Origin of the sequence: Rhodococcus sp. OAS809 (assembly GCF_040546695.1) — a bacterium.
GTDB lineage: Bacteria > Actinomycetota > Actinomycetes > Mycobacteriales > Mycobacteriaceae > Rhodococcus_F > Rhodococcus_F qingshengii.
Map to the genome: position 1 here is coordinate 3,891,340 of NZ_JBEPOI010000002.1, position 15,131 is coordinate 3,906,470.

The window sequence follows — 15,131 nt, forward strand, 5'->3', positions numbered from 1 at the left end:
TCATTTGTCGGCGATGACCGCCAGGCCGTCCTTGATCACGAGGTCGCCGACCGCGCTGGTTTCGTACGAGTACGACGTGGCTCCGTCTGCCGAACCCGACTTGTAGAACACCGTCTCGATGTCCTGGGTCGGGAGTACGGGTTTCGCGAATCGCACTGCGAGACGGCGCAACCGCTCGGTCTCGCCGCCTGCCAGTTCGGTCAGGGCTCCCCACGACGTGAACGCCATCGTGCACAGTCCATGGTTGATGATTCCGGGGAGACCGGACATCCGAGCGATCTCCTCGTCGAGGTGAATCGGCATCGGATCGCCGGAAGCCGGTGAGTACCGGAATGTCTGGTCCTCGTCGATGTGCTGGTTCACCACCGCTGCGGGTCTACCAGCGCGAAGAGCGTCGTCGAATCGGTGTTCGGGAGCCTTCTCGCCAAGTCCGGGGCCCGCGTCGACCTTGCGGAAGAAGGCCGTCATCCACTGCTCGTTGACCAATTCACCCTTGTCGGTTTTGGTTTCGACGTAGATGACGACGGTGGATCCGTTGTCCCGGCCCTCGAATCCGATGGGCTTGGCACGAGCGACAAGGTGGTCACCGGGGTAGATCGGACGGTGGAACAGGAAGTCCTGCTCACCGTGAACGAGCTTCATCAGCAGTTCGACCGGCGCCACCGACAGCGCAGCGGGTGCCATCGACATGAAGACGGGTACCACCGCGAAGACCGGCGGAGCGATCTCGCCTTTCAGGTGTCGCTCGATGGGGTCGTTTGTGGCAGCGGCATATTCGGCGATGCGCTCGGCTGTCACCTCGAAGTGCTCCGGATCGGTCCATACGTCCAGCCCGGACGTATCGAATTCGACCGCGTTGGTCTTCGGTGTCGTCATCGAGCCGTTACCCGACCAGCTCGGCGAACTTGGCCAGCGAGGCCTCGAGATCAGCCTTGGCGTTCTTGGCAACTGCCTTGCCGATCGGCCCGACGATCATGGTGCCCTTGAAGCTGGCGTCGACGGTTGCCTTCGAACCCGCACCGTCGGCCTCGACCGAGAGGATGAATTCGACGGTGACGCCGGCCATTCCGGTTCCGGCAATCTTGACCATCTTCGGAACCTCGACCTCTTCGACGGTCCACTCGATCTTGTTGGCCATACCCATCACGGAGACGACCTCGGTGAACTTGGCGCCCAACGCGACCTCGGTGGGGAGTTCACTCTTCCAGCCCTGGTGAATGGTGAGCCACTCTTCCCAGCGAGACAGATCGGAGAGCGCATCCCAGGTCTTCTCGGGGGATGCGGGCAGTACGGCGGAGACGGAAACGGAAGCCATGATGAAACTCCTAGTGGGTAGCTGGCGGGTTGAGGGTGTGATTCAGCGTGCGTAGGGCTTGTATGCGGTCACGACAACTGCACCGCCGAGTCCGATGTTGTGCTGGAGGGCGACCTTCGCGCCGTCGACCTGACGCTTGTCCGCGGTTCCGCGGAGCTGCCAGGTGAGTTCGGCGCACTGCGCGAGGCCTGTTGCTCCGAGGGGGTGGCCCTTCGAGATGAGGCCGCCGGACGGGTTGACCACCCAGCGTCCGCCGTAGGTGGTGTCGTCGGCGTCGACGAGCTTGCCGCCGTCACCTTCGGCGCACAGTCCAAGTGCCTCGTAGGTCAGCAACTCGTTGGTGGAGAAGCAGTCGTGGAGTTCGATGACGTCGACGTCGTCGGCGGTGATCCCGGCCTGGGCGTATACCTTCTCGGCGGCCTTGCGGGTCATGTCTGCGCCGACGAGGCTGATGGCGCTCTTGTCCTCGAAAGTGCTGTTCATGTCGGTGACCATGGCCTGTCCGACGATCTCGATCGCCTGAGCAGCGAGCCCGTGCTTTTCGACGAATGCTTCGCTGGCGATGATCGCCGCGCCGGATCCGTCCGAGGTGGGCGAGCACTGGAGCTTGGTGAGCGGCCCGTGGATCTGGCGTGCTTCGAGGATCTGCTCGAGGGTGTACTCGTCCTGGAACTGCGCGTACGGGTTGTTCAGTGAGTGCTTGTGGTTCTTGACGGCGATCTTCGCGAACTGCTCTGCAGTGGTTCCGAAGCGTTCCATGTGCTCGACGCCGGCCGCGCCGAACATGTACGGAGCGGGCGGCATCGCGAACTCCTGCAGCTCGGCGAGAGCGAGGAGGTGCCGCATGAGGGGCTGTTCGCGGTCGTCGTAGGTGGATCCGAGGGACCCGGACTGCATCTTCTCGAAGCCCAGCGCGAGTGCGCAGTCGGCCTGACCACTCTTGACCGCCTGCGTGGCGAGGTAGAGCGCGGTCGATCCCGTCGAACAGTTGTTGTTGACGTTGACGATGGGGATACCCGTCAGACCGAGCTCGTAGACAGCGCGCTGACCTGCGGTGGACTCGCCGTAGACGTAGCCGACGTATGCCTGCTCGACCTCGGTGTAGTCGATACCCGCGTCTTCGAGCGCCTTGGTACCCGACTCGCGTGCCATGTCGGGGTAGTCCCACTCGCGGGCTCCCGGCTTCTCGAACTTCGTCATGCCGACGCCGACGACAAAAACCCTGTTACTCATTGCCACTCCTGAAGAGAACGGTATCTGTGTGTGACACGCTGTCCCACCAAAGTATGTGAGACATCTTGTCCAGTCAATGGCGGGGTGAGTATCGTTCGATTTATGACAAAAACAGCCGAGTCGGCGCAGCCCGACGGGCGCAGCACTCGCTGGAACGATCACAAGGAGCAGCGCAAAGCGCGGATCCTCGACGCAGCACTCGATGCAGTCAACGAAGGTGGCGCCGACGTCGGCGTCCAGCAGATCGCCGAGCGCGCCGACGTCCCCCGTTCCGTTGTCTACCGGATCTTCAAGGATCGAGCCGACCTCGACGAGCAGCTGCGAGTCCGCATCCTCGAGATGATGATGACCGACCTGACCCCCACCCTCACGCCACAAGGCACCGTCGGCGAGGCCATCTCACGGGCCGTCGAGACCTACCTCCAGTGGATTGTGAAATATCCACGACTGCACCACTTTTTAGGCAAGGGCTCGCCGAGTACGCGGGCCACCGGTTCGAAAGTGGTGACCGGAACCAAGACGGCAATCGCCGTCCAATTGGGAAATTTGTTGGGCACGATCCTCACCAGCCGTGGCAAACCGTCGAAGATGGCTGAACCCTTGGCTTTCGGCGTCATCGGATTGGTCGACGTCAGCGTCAACCGTTGGCTCAGCCAGCCGGGTTCCGATGTGACCAGTGCGGAATTGGCCGAATTCCTCGAACGCTCCATCTGGCAAGTCCTCGACGGCAATCTCCGGAGCATCGGTGTCGACATAACGCTGTCGACACCGATCGCCGACCTGTGACAGTCACCGAACTACCCTGGACACTCGGCGGACGTGGACTTCAACTGGTCCAGGTTCCATCACTCGCCCTCCACGCACTGGGTGAAGACAACGCTAATCTTGCAATGGAACTCGCACCCGACCTCCTGACCCCGTATCTCCTCGGCGAAGAATGCCAGGGCTTGTGGCGCTACCGTAGCAAGCAGATAGCAGAGAATCCCCTCGACAGCGCGTGGATCACCCGCATCGCAGTCGATGCCCGCACCTCGACGCCGGTGGGGTTGGCCGGATTCCACGGTCGCCCCGATGCGCGCGGGATGGTGGAGGTCGGATATCGCATCGACCCGGCGTTCCGGCGCCAGGGCTACGCACGGGCCGCCCTCGAGATACTTCTCGACGTCGCGAGTCGCGAATCCGAAGTACACATCGTTCGCGCGACCATCAGCCCGGACAATGCCGCATCTCGAAACCTGATCAGCCAGTACAATTTTTGCGAAGTCGGTGAGCAGTGGGACGAGGAAGACGGTCTGGAAACCATCTTCGAAGTCAGTGCCTCTCGATCGGCTTCGGCCGCCAACGGTTGATCACACCGAATACCGACAAGGCAAGAATGTCGGGAGTCAACCGCACAACGACGTCACGCACCGCCGCCAGCAGGCGAGTAACGGCGTCCTCGATCGCCAAAGCCGCACCTAGCCCGAGGTGAGGGCGCATGGCATGAGCGGCGTCGCCAATCAACGCAACTTTGCCGCGTGTCAACAACTTCGGGGTCCGAATCTCGAGCAGTTCGTTCTCGATGATGCGGGTCGGGTCAGCGTTCGCGACGAGCTGCGACACAGGTTCGGGCCAGTCCGCAAAATGCGCAAGACTCTCGCCGCGTTGCGCACCCGCGAAAGCGTAGGTGCGGTTGCCCGCCAACGGGAGAATCCCGAACTCCCCTCGAATCCCCCATACCTGTCCGACAAAATCGGGCGGTGGACCATCGACGATCCAGCGCCAAGCGGACACGCCAGTCCGTTCCACGGTTCCCTCGCCGTCCCAGATCTGCTGTCGCACAACACTGTGCACACCGTCCGCAGCAACGACAAGGTCGTATCGAGCGGTATCACCATCGGTGACGATCTCGCCGCGGCCATGATTTCCGCAGCCAACACCCGTCACCCTGGTTCCGGTGCGTAGGCACTCAGCGGGGATTGCGCGAACCAACACGTCGATCAGATCGGCGCGGTGGATTGTCACCAGATCGCGACCGCCGGCGAGGTCACCAATTTTGCGCGTCACCAGATTTTGCCCGCGCAGATTCCTGATCGCGCCCGAGCTGTACGGAAGGGAATTCGCCCTGACCTGTTCGCCTACACCGATTTCGTCCAACGCTGCCAGAGCGTTGGGAAACAACACGACGGCGGCGCCTACCTCCGTAAACTCGGACGAACGCTCGTACACGGTGACATCCCAGCCTGCTTTGCGGAGCGCGATGGCAGCCGTCAGCCCGCCAATTCCCCCGCCGACGATTCCCGCGCACTGTCCTTCCGGCACAGGTCAGATCCTCTCCGGAACCGTGACAGCCGTCAACCCGCTGGTTTTATCGGTCCAGTGAATGGCACGGTCCTCCAGCATCACCGGCGTCCACAACCTGTATGTCTTCACCTGATGGTGATGACGACACAGGCATTGGAGGTTGCTCGCAATGGTCCACCCACCACGTCTCGGATCGGAAGGATCGAACTCGGTGATGTGGTCGAGTTGGCACCTGTTCGCGGCCACCGAACAACCAGGGAACCGGCAGTGACCGTCGACGGCCCGCACCAATGCGGCCAGAGCCGCTCCCGGAGCATAGGTCAGCGCGCCGGGAGGCGGATCGGGTTGGGTGCCATGCCCATCCGATCTTCGAACGATGTCCGGGGATCGCGCGACCAACCGTTGCATCGCCCGAATCCGATCCCCGCAGCCGTTCGGTTCGCGACTTGGGCGATCACGTCGGGTGACAAGCGGCAGGACAGTCGGAGCATGCTGCCGACGCGGTCGGTTCCCCGCGGCCTGGGCGCGGAAATCGACGAACAAGGCCTGCCAGGTGGAATCAGCGGCGAGCTCGCGAGCAAAATCAGGATCGATCGGCCCGTATCCGTCGATGCTCGCGGGATCTGACATCAATCCGAGGAGCGTCGCCAGATCACACACGATGTGCAACAACGGCTTCCGACGTGAGGATGCAGTCGATCGAGCTGCTGTGGATGCTGCCTCGCACGTTTCGCTGCCACACTGACATGTCAGCCCCTGTTCGCCGTGCAGCAGAGCGACCAGTGCGTCGGCCCTACGGGTCGAGACATTTCGTGGATCGTGGTTGCAGACGCTTCCGGCGGCCTCGTTGATCAGGCCAAGCGCTTCGACGGCCTCGGTCGCGCTGAGTGTTGCCTGCAACTGGGCGAGTCCGTGACGGTCTGCTCGCGTGCGAACATCGCGGTGTTCCAGCATCTTCCGGCGACGTTCGGCGGCAGCATCCGGATCGTAGGCAAAGAGCTGGCGCTCGATGTCGCGCTCCAGTTGCCCGGGCGGAAGACGGTGCGCCGAGGCAAGTACCCGGCGCTCGAGTGCTGCGATCGCCTCGGGGTCGACCCCGGTGAGTCCGTCGACAATCTTGCGCACACGCACATAGTCCAGCTCGCCGGCAGCGAAGGCGACCTTGGTGAGCGGAAGGAACTCCCGTAGGGCATCACCGATCTCGATGTGGACTTCGGCAGTACGACGCGAGCACGTGAGCATGACCGCGATCTCGTTGCATGCGATCCGCCACGCCTTGTCGACATCACCGGACACGTCGAGTTCGGCGTTGAATCTCGACTCCGACAACATGGATGCACCGAGCACCTTTTGCGCGGCTAGCATGTTCTCGCTCTGCGCCGTCGCAAAGAGCATGTCCGGCAACACGAGTGGGTCGACGACAGGACAGCCGTCATCGACGGATGTGCCCACACCGCCCGTCGATCCCTTATCGAACATACATTCGACAATAAACCCACCCACCGACAAGAAAGCTAGAGTGCCGGTTTGTATCCCTTACCCTGCATCCACGCCAGCACGTCCAACACCCTGATGACCGGAACGGATTCGTCGAGACCTGCTCGTGCACGTAGATCGAGGAGTCGACTCTGCAACTCGTCTTCCCGCATGGCTACGCGAACGGGTTCCAGGTGGGCCGACTTCGTTCCCAACTCCCGCCCGACGACGTCGTCGTAGATCGGGAAGAGTCGCGGACGCTTGCGCGCGATCAGTTTGGACGCCATGGTTCGCCCGACACCGTGAATCTCTCGAAGCGCCGTCTCCAACCGCCACACCGGAGATTCCGGAGTGAAGGGATCGGGTTCGTTCGACAGATCGCGATCCGGGCCCACGTCCGCCAGGAGTCGGTTCAGTTCGGCATTGTTCTCCCCGAGCAGGAAGAAGGCTCCTTGCGCCGGAACCTGAACCGACAGAAGCGTCACCGCAACAAGATCTTCCGCGGTGAAGATGTTCGCATCACGATCGCGATTGCCACTGGGATCCCAGGAATCCCACAACGCACCGGTTCGGAGATAACCGGTCTTTCGGAGCGGCCTCGTGAAATATTCCTGCAGCACGTCGACCGCGCCGTCATCGTCCCCGTTTCGCAGCACACGCGGGAGTCGGATGGGCAACTGATCAAGCATGGTCGAGCGACCTTTCCAGTACATATTTGGCGAACCCGGCGTTGTGATACTGCCGAAATGGGCCCTTGCCCTTGGCAACAAGATGCTCCGCGAGCGGACGAACCGTCGTCATGTCGACGGGCAGTTGAGCAAACTGTTCCAACGCATCCGAGTCCTCGAGACTGCAGTCGATCACGGTCCCGTCGCCGTCGGCGGACGCCAACTCGGTGCGTCTGATGGCGACCAGATCGTGCTTGGCGTCGAGTTCTTCGATGCTGCATCCGGTTCGCGATTCCAGTGCCGAACTGGATACGTACACGGACATGACGTGCTCGATCGGCTTACCGCCGACCAGATGGCACTCGACGCTCAGAATCTCCATCGGACCGATATTGAGCGTGAACAAGCGATGGCGCTCCGCGGATCGGTTGGTCGACGGCAGGCAGCTGATCGTCCACTGTTCGATCTCGACGGCGGCCGGAGCGTCGAACGCGTAGGAGAGAACCTCGGCAATCAGTTCGGCGAGATCTTCGAAGAGAGGGTCGCGCTGCAACCGCTCGAAATTCTCGACAGAAGCGGCGGGACGCACAGGCGCCTTGCTCACGCAGGTCCCCTCTCGTCCGGTGCTTTGCTCTCAGACCTCGCGTCCAAGGTACCCAGCCCTACGCGGGTCTCGCGCGTTCGCCCTCACATACACCCTCGCGTTATGGTTCTCGACACGTACCACCGCCTTACCGATCGCTAACTCGAGGAGCACACGAAGTGGAAATCAAGGGAACCGCAGCACTGGTCACCGGAGCGGCATCAGGCCTCGGCGCCGCAACAGCCAAGCGCCTCGCCGACGCCGGCGCTACCGTCTTCGGCCTGGATCTGCCCGCGTCGATCGAGCGCGCAGGCGACAACGTCCCCGCCGGCGTCACCCTCATCCCCACCGACGTGACCAGCGGCGAAGAGGTCGAAGCAGCGATCAACCAGATCGTCGAGTCGGGCTCCCCGCTGCGCATCGTCGTCAACTGTGCCGGTGTCGGCTGGGCCGGACGCATCCTGTCCAAGAAGGGTCCGCACGACCTCGAGCTGTTCCGCACGGTCATCACCGTCAACCTGCTCGGCACCTTCAACGTCATGCGCCTGGCCGCCGACGCCATCGCCAAGACCGAGGCCGTCGACGAGTCGGGCCAGCGCGGCGTTGTCATCAACACCGCTTCCGTTGCTGCCTTCGAAGGCCAGATCGGCCAGATCGCGTACTCCGCCTCCAAGGGCGGCGTGCACGGCATGACGGTTCCGGCTGCCCGTGACCTTGCGCAGTTCGGCATCCGCGTCAACACGATCGCTCCCGGCATCATCGACACCCCGATGCTCGCAGGCGTCACCGACGAGTACCGCAAGGGCCTCGAGGCCGGCGTTCCGTTCCCGTCGCGCCTGGGCCAGCCGTCCGAGTACGCGCAGCTCGCGCAGATGATCGTCGAGCACGACTACCTCAACGGCGAGACCATCCGCATGGACGGCGCACTGCGCATGGCGCCGCGCTAACCTCCCTGCTGTGCGCCTTTATTAACCGCCCGCGGTTAATAAAGGCGCACAGTTGTCAGAACGAATGAAAATACCCACCGTTGGAGTGGGCAGTTGCGCTGAGGTACTCGGCTACTTCCTTCGCCGGCATCGGTCGGCTGATGTAGTAACCCTGAACCAATTCGCAACCGGCGGTAAGCAAGAGCCTCAGCTGGTCGGCCGTCTCCACGCCTTCCGCCAATGACTGCATACCGAGCGCCTTCGCCACCTCGACCACCGAAGTGACAACTGCCGAATCACCCTCGCTCAGTTCGGTGATGAACGACCGGTCGATTTTCAGAATGTCCAACGGCAGTTTCTTCAAACTCTCGAAAGACGAATAGCCGGTTCCGAAGTCGTCCAAGGCAATCGCAATCCCGGTGGCACGTAGGCGATCCAACTCGGCGACGGCAAGCTCCTCCACTGCTCCCGTCTCTGTGATTTCCAGCTGAAGCCGTTTGCCGGACAGACCGCTTGCCTCCAGCGCATCGTTCACGGCTGATCCGAAGCCGGACGACATCAGTTGCACCGGAGAGACGTTCACCGTCACGTACGTGTCGTCGGGCCACGTCGCGGCTTCGGCGCACGCCATGTGCAGTACCTGGAGTCCCAGAGGGACTATCAAGCCGGTCTCCTCCGCGACATCGATGAAAATGTGCGGTGCAAGCACGCCCCGCACCGGGTGATTCCAGCGAAGCAGTGCCTCGAAACCCTCGACGCGGCCGGTGTCCGCACGAACCTGCGGTTGGTAGTACAGCTCGAACTGCCGAGACTCGATCGCAAGCCCAAGTTCTTGCAGGGCCGATGCTCGCTCCCTGGCCCGCGCCCGCAGCACCGGTGAGTATCTTCCTACCCGGTTCTTGCCGGCGGATTTTGCCGCATACAGCGCCAGGTCGGCGGACATGACAAGCGTGTCCGCGTCTTCGGAATCTGCGGGTGCGCCGGCATAGCCGATCGATGCACGAACCTCGATGCGATTCCCCCGCACGCAAAACGGCTCACGCAATGCATCCAGATAGCGAGCGAACACCTCTCCGCCGTCCCCTGTTCCCCGCAAGACGACGCCGAATTCGTCACCACCGATTCGCGCACACATGGCGCCGTCGACCACCCGATTGAGCCGTGCAGCAACGGAAATCAACAATTTGTCACCGACAGGGTGCCCTAACGTGTCGTTCACCGACTTGAAATTGTCCAGGTCGAGGATTCCGACAAGGACTTCCTCGCCGGTTCGGACGGTGCCGAGCGCGTCGGACAGCTCCGAGCCGAACGTCCGGCGATTCGGGAGCCCGGTCAGTCCGTCGGTTGCAGCAAGCCACAAAATTCGCCGCTCGTAGTTGTACTTCTCGGTGATGTCCGAGCCCACGCCTCGCCAACCCACGAACTCCGTGGCCTCGGATAGCCTGGGATGACCCGACAGAGACCACCATCGGTCGACGCCGTCGACACGAACGGGAATGACGACCTCTCGAAACGGCATGAGGCGGTCGAGGTGATCTCCGATGACCTGGACCGCGGCTCGGCCACTCTTCGTCGAACCCACGTCGAGCCGATCCAACAATCCGCGCAGCGACAGGGTTCGCAGGTCGGAGACGGGAACTCCCGAGATCTGCGACAGCCGAGCGGAGGTGTGCGACAACGTCCCGGTGGTGTCGACTTCCCACAGCCAGTCGCGTGACCCACCCTCGAAATCGTCGAGAAGCAAACTGACCGTCTGGCGCTCGGCAGCAGCCTCGAACTCGGCAAGACAACGACTTCGGAACGACGCCCAGAGGTACACGACGCCGATAATCAGTGTCACCGAGTACACGACCAACTGGAACGAGAGGACAGCGTATTCCGTAGTTCTCTTGGGCAGGATAACGACGAGCAATCCGATGCTGTGCACCAGAATCCACGCTACCGCTATCGACCGAACCGTCGACAATGCTACGGCGCCGGCGCCCATGACTCCGGCGAATGTCGCTAGAAGCACAAGCTTTCGCGAGTTGTCCGTCACGGGAAGCATCGCGGCGGCGAGAACGACAAGCAGAAGCCCGAGCAGGATCACCTCGAGCATGAGCGCCCAGTAGTCGTACTTCGTCGTATGTTTGGGCGTGTACCGGCCCTTCAGGACGACTCGCGGTATCCAGACGCGCACCGAATTGAGGACGACCAAGAAGGCCGCAGAACCCCAGATCACCCGAAACTCGTTGTGACCGGGGGGTACGACATACACAAGCAAAGCGCACACGCTGAGTACATTGACCATGTTGGCCAGTGGCGCGACCGTCGTCACCTGCAGTATCTGGCGTGCGAAGAGGTCGCGCCGCTCGACGTCAGACAGTTCGGCGTCGCTCGCACTCGAAGTCAGCCTGCTCAGCATGCAACACCCTCCATCGTGGAGCCGACCAGATGAAGGTAGCGCGGATGCGGGTTCCGGACACACGATGACGAGAAACTACGAGTTGAAACATACTGTTAAATAGGATGTTTCAGACAATCACGACAGAACGGATCAGCGCTACAACTCGGAAGCCAGCGGAATTTCCTTCTCCGCGCGGTCCGTCATCCACTCACGGAGGACCTTGGTGGCAATGACGTCGTCCTCGTTGTACTGCAGGATGCGTGTCCGCTGCGTCTCGTCCGGCTCACCGTCGTAGCCAACCGCCTCGCGGTACCACGCCATCGACGCTTCACCCCCGGCCTCGGCGTCACGCCAGTTGAAGCCGGCGACGGGCGCAATCTTCTTGAGCCCCTTTCCGTTCGGGCAGATGAACTGATCACTCACTGCTTGATAGATGTCGACCCACTGCGGACTGTCGATGAACTCGCGGATCTCGTCCTTACTCGGAATCCCGGGTTCACCGGCAAACCTGCGCGCCGAGTCCAACAACCACTTGTCCTCGGCTGAACGCGAATAACAGTATGCGGCAAAGGTTTTACCCGAAGCAGCGGCCGCGGCACGCTCCGCCATCAGCCAGCCCCAGAACTCTGCGAACGACCGCGCCTCGTCACGCGTCGGCAGCGGATCCCACGTCGCAAATCCTCGATACATCGAGAAGCCGCCGACATTGAGCAACGTCCCCCACAGGTACGCGCCGTGCTCCTGATAGCTCTCCATGTCGACGTCGATCTCGATGTCCGCCCGAGTCACCGAGATCTTCTCGAACCGCCGCACCAACGGAGCATCTGCCAACCACGCCTTGGCGATCACGACTGCGTCGTCGAAATTTCCGTGCGGCCAATCCTCGAGCGGCTCACCGTCCCAGGCGGCCAGCTGATCGATCGTGTTGCAGCCGACGTCGCGCAGAAGCTCGGCCCGCGATCCGACAGCCACCAGGCTGACGTCGCGGTTGCGGACCAATTCCTGCTTGCATTCGGTCCACCACGGGCACGACTTGCACTCGCTCACCTGTGACGGAGACGTCAGCACCTCACCGCGGGCCACAGCGATACGGTCGGCGAAACGCTCGTCGTAATCGTCGAGAATCGCGCTGAGGTCGTGGACGAGGATGCAGTCTCCGTTGTATCCGATCGCGCCTGCCGTCAGCGACGGGCTCGCCAGCCCACGACGCTCGAGCATCCGATAAACCTGCGCGACGCGCATCTGATCGCGGACCTGACTGCGGACCTTGCGTTTGGGATCGACCGCGGGCTCCCATTCGAAGAGCCCCGAGGTGATCGCGCCCTGACCCGGATCGGTCACCTTGTGATTGACGACAATGACGGGGATGTACCCGCCGCCCTCGTCGTCACGGATGAGCATTTCGCAGCGGCCCTTGCGTCCGGTGTCGCGCTCGACCGGCAAGACCGCGCCCCAGATCCGGTCCGCGCCGGCCTCACAGGCAGCCAAGGTGTCGCGAGCCTGAGCCGACGCCGATTGGTCGGGGTTGATCTTCACCCAACGCTCGGGAGCAGCACCGATCACGAGTTCGGCGATCTCCGCGCGCTTCGCGATCGCGGCATCCTGGCGCTGCTTGACGCCGGTGTCGACGGGTTCCGAAGCCGATTTCCCGGGAAACAACCCGTCCAGACGCACCCGATGACGGCATCGGGTCAACGCCCCCGAATCGATGATCGGGAGCTGGGGCGCGGGGTTGTTAACGGAACACACGATGACGAAGATTATGTGCTCCCCTAGGCTGAAGCCGAAGCGCAGGTACCTGGCAACACACAAACACCTGGAAACGGGGTCCTTTTCGATGGGGTTGTTCAAGAAGCGAAAGTCTCGTGCCACCCGCAAGGCGGAGGCAAAGGCTCTCAAGCACAAGGCTGAGGTCGAGGCGAAGCTCAACGCCAAGAGCCAGCGTAAGCGCGACAAGGTCGAGACCAAGTCGCTCAAGAAGCTGGAGAAAGCCGAGATCGAGTCACAGCACAAGATCGAAAAGGCGCAGATCGCGACCCTGAAGGCGCAGGAGAAGGCCGCTGCGAATCAGGGCCTGACCGTCGCCAAGGTGCGTAAGTACCTGGGAGTGGCACGTCTGCTTGCCCCCGTTCTCCTGCCGATCGCCTACCGCGCAGCCACGGCGGTGCGCGCCCAGCTCGACACCACGCGTGCACAGAAGATGGGCATCGCCGTCGACCAGCTCGGTGACTACACCGGTCACGGCGCGAAGTTGAGCGCTCGTATCGCCGGCGCCGAGAGCTCGGTCACCGAGATCCTCAGCCGCAAGCCCGACGACGCGGAGACGCAGCGTTTCGCCGCCGCCATCCGTGAGCGCCTCGGCGACCTCAGCACGGCAGTTCGCGCTGCCGAGCAGATGCCGCAGGCTCGCCGTAAAGCAGCTCACCAGGCGATTTCTTCCGAACTCGACGGCGTCGAAGCAGATCTGCTCGCACGTCTCGGCGTGCGCTAGACCTGAGAACGCCAGTGAGAGCAGCCGAGCAGACCGCGACCCTCCGGGGGACAGCTGTCGGTTCCGCTTCGGCTGCTCTCGCTGTCGCCGCGCACGGGATCGGCGGAGGCGAGCTGCCACAGTCGTCGTCGCTGACCCTGTTGCTCGCCGTCTGCGCAACCGTCGGCGCCGTGACGGCCACCCTTCCCGCCCTCTCTCGGGGGCCCGCTGCCTTGATCGTTGCTCTGGGTCTGGGTCAGCTCGCCGCGCACACCACCATGACGCTCTCCGAGCACGCTCATTCGCCCGCTCCGGGATTGGTGATGCTCGGTGCTCACGCCGGTGCCACCGTCGCTTGTGCGGTGGCGGTCCTGGCCGCCGAGCGCCTCTACCGCGTTGTCACCCACGCTCTCCACGTCGTCCTGGCGTCTCTGGCTCCCGCCGCTGTCACTTCCCGCGGCCACACCGTCTCGACCGGAATCCATCACGGACCTGTCGACGCTCTACTTCGCGCCAGCATCTCGCGGCGCGGTCCTCCTGCCCTGGTCTGAAGATTCGTAGAACGCCCCACCCCTTCACCAGACCAAGAGGACACTTCCCGACATGAAGAACACCCTGATTTCGCGCGCGGTTGTCACGACCGTCGCTACCGGCAGCGCCGTGCTGCTGGCCGCCGGAATTGCTTCAGCGCACGTCAGCGTCGTCGCACCAGGAGCTGCGCAGGGCGGATACTCCGTTCTCACGTTCCGCGTGCCCACCGAATCCGACACCGCTTCGACCACCAAGCTGACGGTGGCGCTCCCCGACCTCAAGTCGGCACGCACCGAACCGATGCCCGGCTGGACCGCCGTCGTGGAGAAGGACCCCACCTCGTTGGTCGCCAAGTCCGTGACGTGGACCGCCGACCCCGGCGTCGGAATCGCCCCCGGCCAGTTCCAGCAGTTCGTCCTTTCCGCCGGCCCGCTGCCCGAGCAGGAAGAGGTCGAGTTCAAGGCCGTGCAGACGTACAGCGACGGCAACGTCGTCAACTGGGATCAGGAAGAGCTTGCCGACGGCAGCGAGCCGGACAAGCCCGCGCCGACGCTGACTCTCGCCGCATCCACCGGCGATGCCCACGGAGCCCCCTCTGCCGATAACACTGCCGAGACGTCCGCTGCTTCCGAATCTTCTTCGTCAGACAACACCGCGCGCTGGCTCGGCGGCGTCGGCCTGGTGCTCGGCGCGTTGGGCGCTGCACTCGGCCTCGGCGCACTGGTCAGGAGCAAGCGCTGATGAGTACCCGGATCAAGGTCATCGCCGTCGGCATGCTCGCGATGCTGGCCACGATGCTCGGAATGGGCACGGCCAGTGCACACTCCGCGGTCGTCGGCTCCAACCCGGAAAACGGTGCGTCCATTCAGGTTGCGCCTGACACGGTTTCGGTCACGTTCAACGAGGCTCTGCAGGCACAGTTCGCGGCGCTGACGGTCACCGGCCCGGACGGCAACCTCTGGACCAAGAGCGATCCGTCCGTCGAAGGACCCACTGTCAGTGCAGACCTCGGCGATCTCGGGCCGACCGGCGTCTACACCATCGCGTACCGCGTCACCTCCGCTGACGGTCACCCCGTCAACGGAACCCTGACGTTCACCCTCACCGAGGCGGGGTCGGGCACTCCCGGCGCTGCCGCCGCGTCGAGTACGGGTGAGTCGGAGTCCGGCAGCATGCCGGTGTGGATCTTCATCGTCGCCGGCGTCGTCGTGTTCGGCGGTGCGCTGTTCTTCGTGCTCCGTAAGCCGAAGTCGAGCTGAT

Annotated in this window: 16 protein-coding genes; 7 read left to right on the plus strand and 9 right to left on the minus strand. The window is 63.1% G+C overall.

Annotated features, from left to right (window positions below; all coding sequences use genetic code 11):
* Genes ABIE52_RS21210 through ABIE52_RS21220 form a run of 3 tightly spaced genes read right to left on the minus strand, consistent with a single transcriptional unit; the run spans window position 1 to window position 2,548 of the window.
* Window positions 1–876 carry a MaoC/PaaZ C-terminal domain-containing protein gene (locus tag ABIE52_RS21210; RefSeq protein ID WP_030535857.1) on the minus strand — a complete coding sequence of 292 codons (876 nt, stop codon included), beginning with the start codon at window positions 874–876 and terminating at the stop codon, window positions 1–3.
* Between the two features lie 7 nt (window positions 877–883).
* Window positions 884–1,315: a type II toxin-antitoxin system Rv0910 family toxin gene (locus ABIE52_RS21215; RefSeq protein WP_030535858.1), complete on the minus strand. Its 432-nt coding sequence runs from the start codon at window positions 1,313–1,315 to the stop codon at window positions 884–886.
* Window positions 1,316–1,357: 42 nt separating this feature from the next.
* On the minus strand, window positions 1,358–2,548 hold the full coding sequence (locus tag ABIE52_RS21220; RefSeq protein ID WP_007735955.1) for a lipid-transfer protein: 1,191 nt from the start codon (window positions 2,546–2,548) through the stop codon (window positions 1,358–1,360).
* Window positions 2,549–2,650: 102 nt separating this feature from the next.
* On the opposite strand from ABIE52_RS21220, the gene ABIE52_RS21225 reads away from it, so the two are divergent.
* Both ABIE52_RS21225 and ABIE52_RS21230 read left to right on the plus strand, forming a co-directional pair.
* Complete coding sequence (locus ABIE52_RS21225) at window positions 2,651–3,334, plus strand: TetR/AcrR family transcriptional regulator (protein WP_007735953.1); 684 nt, start codon at window positions 2,651–2,653, stop codon at window positions 3,332–3,334.
* Window positions 3,331–3,897: a GNAT family N-acetyltransferase gene (locus ABIE52_RS21230; RefSeq protein ID WP_192712846.1), complete on the plus strand. Its 567-nt coding sequence runs from the start codon at window positions 3,331–3,333 to the stop codon at window positions 3,895–3,897. Before ABIE52_RS21225 ends, ABIE52_RS21230 begins: the two co-directional genes overlap by 4 nt.
* Here the strand turns inward: ABIE52_RS21230 and ABIE52_RS21235 are convergent.
* The 4 genes from ABIE52_RS21235 to ABIE52_RS21250 are packed head-to-tail and all read right to left on the minus strand — an operon-like array spanning window position 3,860 to window position 7,579.
* On the minus strand, window positions 3,860–4,849 hold the full coding sequence (locus ABIE52_RS21235) for an FAD-dependent monooxygenase (RefSeq protein ID WP_192712845.1): 990 nt from the start codon (window positions 4,847–4,849) through the stop codon (window positions 3,860–3,862). The two genes, ABIE52_RS21230 and ABIE52_RS21235, sit on opposite strands and share 38 nt — an antisense overlap.
* A gap of 3 nt (window positions 4,850–4,852) precedes the next feature.
* Window positions 4,853–6,310 (minus strand): HNH endonuclease signature motif containing protein, encoded by a 1,458-nt coding sequence (locus tag ABIE52_RS21240; RefSeq protein WP_192712844.1) that lies wholly within the window; start codon window positions 6,308–6,310, stop codon window positions 4,853–4,855.
* A gap of 35 nt (window positions 6,311–6,345) precedes the next feature.
* Window positions 6,346–6,996, minus strand: a complete 651-nt coding sequence (locus tag ABIE52_RS21245; RefSeq protein WP_192712843.1) for a DUF6308 family protein — start codon at window positions 6,994–6,996, stop codon at window positions 6,346–6,348.
* Window positions 6,989–7,579 (minus strand): hypothetical protein, encoded by a 591-nt coding sequence (locus ABIE52_RS21250; RefSeq protein ID WP_054188683.1) that lies wholly within the window; start codon window positions 7,577–7,579, stop codon window positions 6,989–6,991. Before ABIE52_RS21250 ends, ABIE52_RS21245 begins: the two co-directional genes overlap by 8 nt.
* 158 nt (window positions 7,580–7,737) lie before the next feature.
* On the opposite strand from ABIE52_RS21250, the gene ABIE52_RS21255 reads away from it, so the two are divergent.
* Window positions 7,738–8,505, plus strand: coding sequence for an SDR family NAD(P)-dependent oxidoreductase (locus tag ABIE52_RS21255; RefSeq protein WP_003944195.1), 768 nt, complete (start codon window positions 7,738–7,740; stop codon window positions 8,503–8,505).
* Between the two features lie 55 nt (window positions 8,506–8,560).
* On the opposite strand, the gene ABIE52_RS21260 is transcribed toward ABIE52_RS21255, so the two are convergent.
* Window positions 8,561–10,888: a putative bifunctional diguanylate cyclase/phosphodiesterase gene (locus ABIE52_RS21260; protein WP_073513189.1), complete on the minus strand. Its 2,328-nt coding sequence runs from the start codon at window positions 10,886–10,888 to the stop codon at window positions 8,561–8,563.
* A 138-nt stretch (window positions 10,889–11,026) separates the two neighbouring features.
* Entirely contained in the window at window positions 11,027–12,583 is a 1,557-nt protein-coding gene (locus tag ABIE52_RS21265; RefSeq protein WP_073513208.1) for a TM0106 family RecB-like putative nuclease, read from the minus strand.
* 124 nt (window positions 12,584–12,707) lie between these two features.
* On the opposite strand from ABIE52_RS21265, the gene ABIE52_RS21270 reads away from it, so the two are divergent.
* Genes ABIE52_RS21270 through ABIE52_RS21285 form a run of 4 tightly spaced genes read left to right on the plus strand, consistent with a single transcriptional unit; the run spans window position 12,708 to window position 15,130 of the window.
* Complete coding sequence (locus tag ABIE52_RS21270; protein ID WP_003944178.1) at window positions 12,708–13,361, plus strand: DUF6474 family protein; 654 nt, start codon at window positions 12,708–12,710, stop codon at window positions 13,359–13,361.
* A 14-nt stretch (window positions 13,362–13,375) separates the two neighbouring features.
* Window positions 13,376–13,891 carry a hypothetical protein gene (locus ABIE52_RS21275; protein ID WP_003944165.1) on the plus strand — a complete coding sequence of 172 codons (516 nt, stop codon included), beginning with the start codon at window positions 13,376–13,378 and terminating at the stop codon, window positions 13,889–13,891.
* A 52-nt stretch (window positions 13,892–13,943) separates the two neighbouring features.
* A complete protein-coding gene (locus ABIE52_RS21280) occupies window positions 13,944–14,612 on the plus strand; it encodes a YcnI family copper-binding membrane protein (RefSeq protein WP_042453253.1) in 669 nt (222 codons plus the stop codon).
* Window positions 14,612–15,130, plus strand: a complete 519-nt coding sequence (locus ABIE52_RS21285; protein ID WP_003944137.1) for a copper resistance CopC family protein — start codon at window positions 14,612–14,614, stop codon at window positions 15,128–15,130. The genes ABIE52_RS21280 and ABIE52_RS21285 overlap by 1 nt, the downstream gene beginning before the upstream one ends.
* Window position 15,131 lies beyond the last annotated feature (1 nt).

What these genes read in the sequence shown, in the direction of transcription:
- ABIE52_RS21280 (WP_042453253.1), top strand. Translation starts at nt 13,944, where the DNA reads ATGAAGAACACCCTGATTTCGCGCGCGGTTGTCACGACCGTCGCTACC.
- ABIE52_RS21285 (WP_003944137.1), top strand. Translation starts at nt 14,612, where the DNA reads ATGAGTACCCGGATCAAGGTCATCGCCGTCGGCATGCTCGCGATGCTG.
- ABIE52_RS21240 (WP_192712844.1), bottom strand. Translation starts at nt 6,310, where the DNA reads ATGTTCGATAAGGGATCGACGGGCGGTGTGGGCACATCCGTCGATGAC.
- ABIE52_RS21210 (WP_030535857.1), bottom strand. Translation starts at nt 876, where the DNA reads ATGACGACACCGAAGACCAACGCGGTCGAATTCGATACGTCCGGGCTG.
- ABIE52_RS21225 (WP_007735953.1), top strand. Translation starts at nt 2,651, where the DNA reads ATGACAAAAACAGCCGAGTCGGCGCAGCCCGACGGGCGCAGCACTCGC.
- ABIE52_RS21260 (WP_073513189.1), bottom strand. Translation starts at nt 10,888, where the DNA reads ATGCTGAGCAGGCTGACTTCGAGTGCGAGCGACGCCGAACTGTCTGAC.
- ABIE52_RS21215 (WP_030535858.1), bottom strand. Translation starts at nt 1,315, where the DNA reads ATGGCTTCCGTTTCCGTCTCCGCCGTACTGCCCGCATCCCCCGAGAAG.
- ABIE52_RS21245 (WP_192712843.1), bottom strand. Translation starts at nt 6,996, where the DNA reads ATGCTTGATCAGTTGCCCATCCGACTCCCGCGTGTGCTGCGAAACGGG.
- ABIE52_RS21270 (WP_003944178.1), top strand. Translation starts at nt 12,708, where the DNA reads ATGGGGTTGTTCAAGAAGCGAAAGTCTCGTGCCACCCGCAAGGCGGAG.
- ABIE52_RS21220 (WP_007735955.1), bottom strand. Translation starts at nt 2,548, where the DNA reads ATGAGTAACAGGGTTTTTGTCGTCGGCGTCGGCATGACGAAGTTCGAG.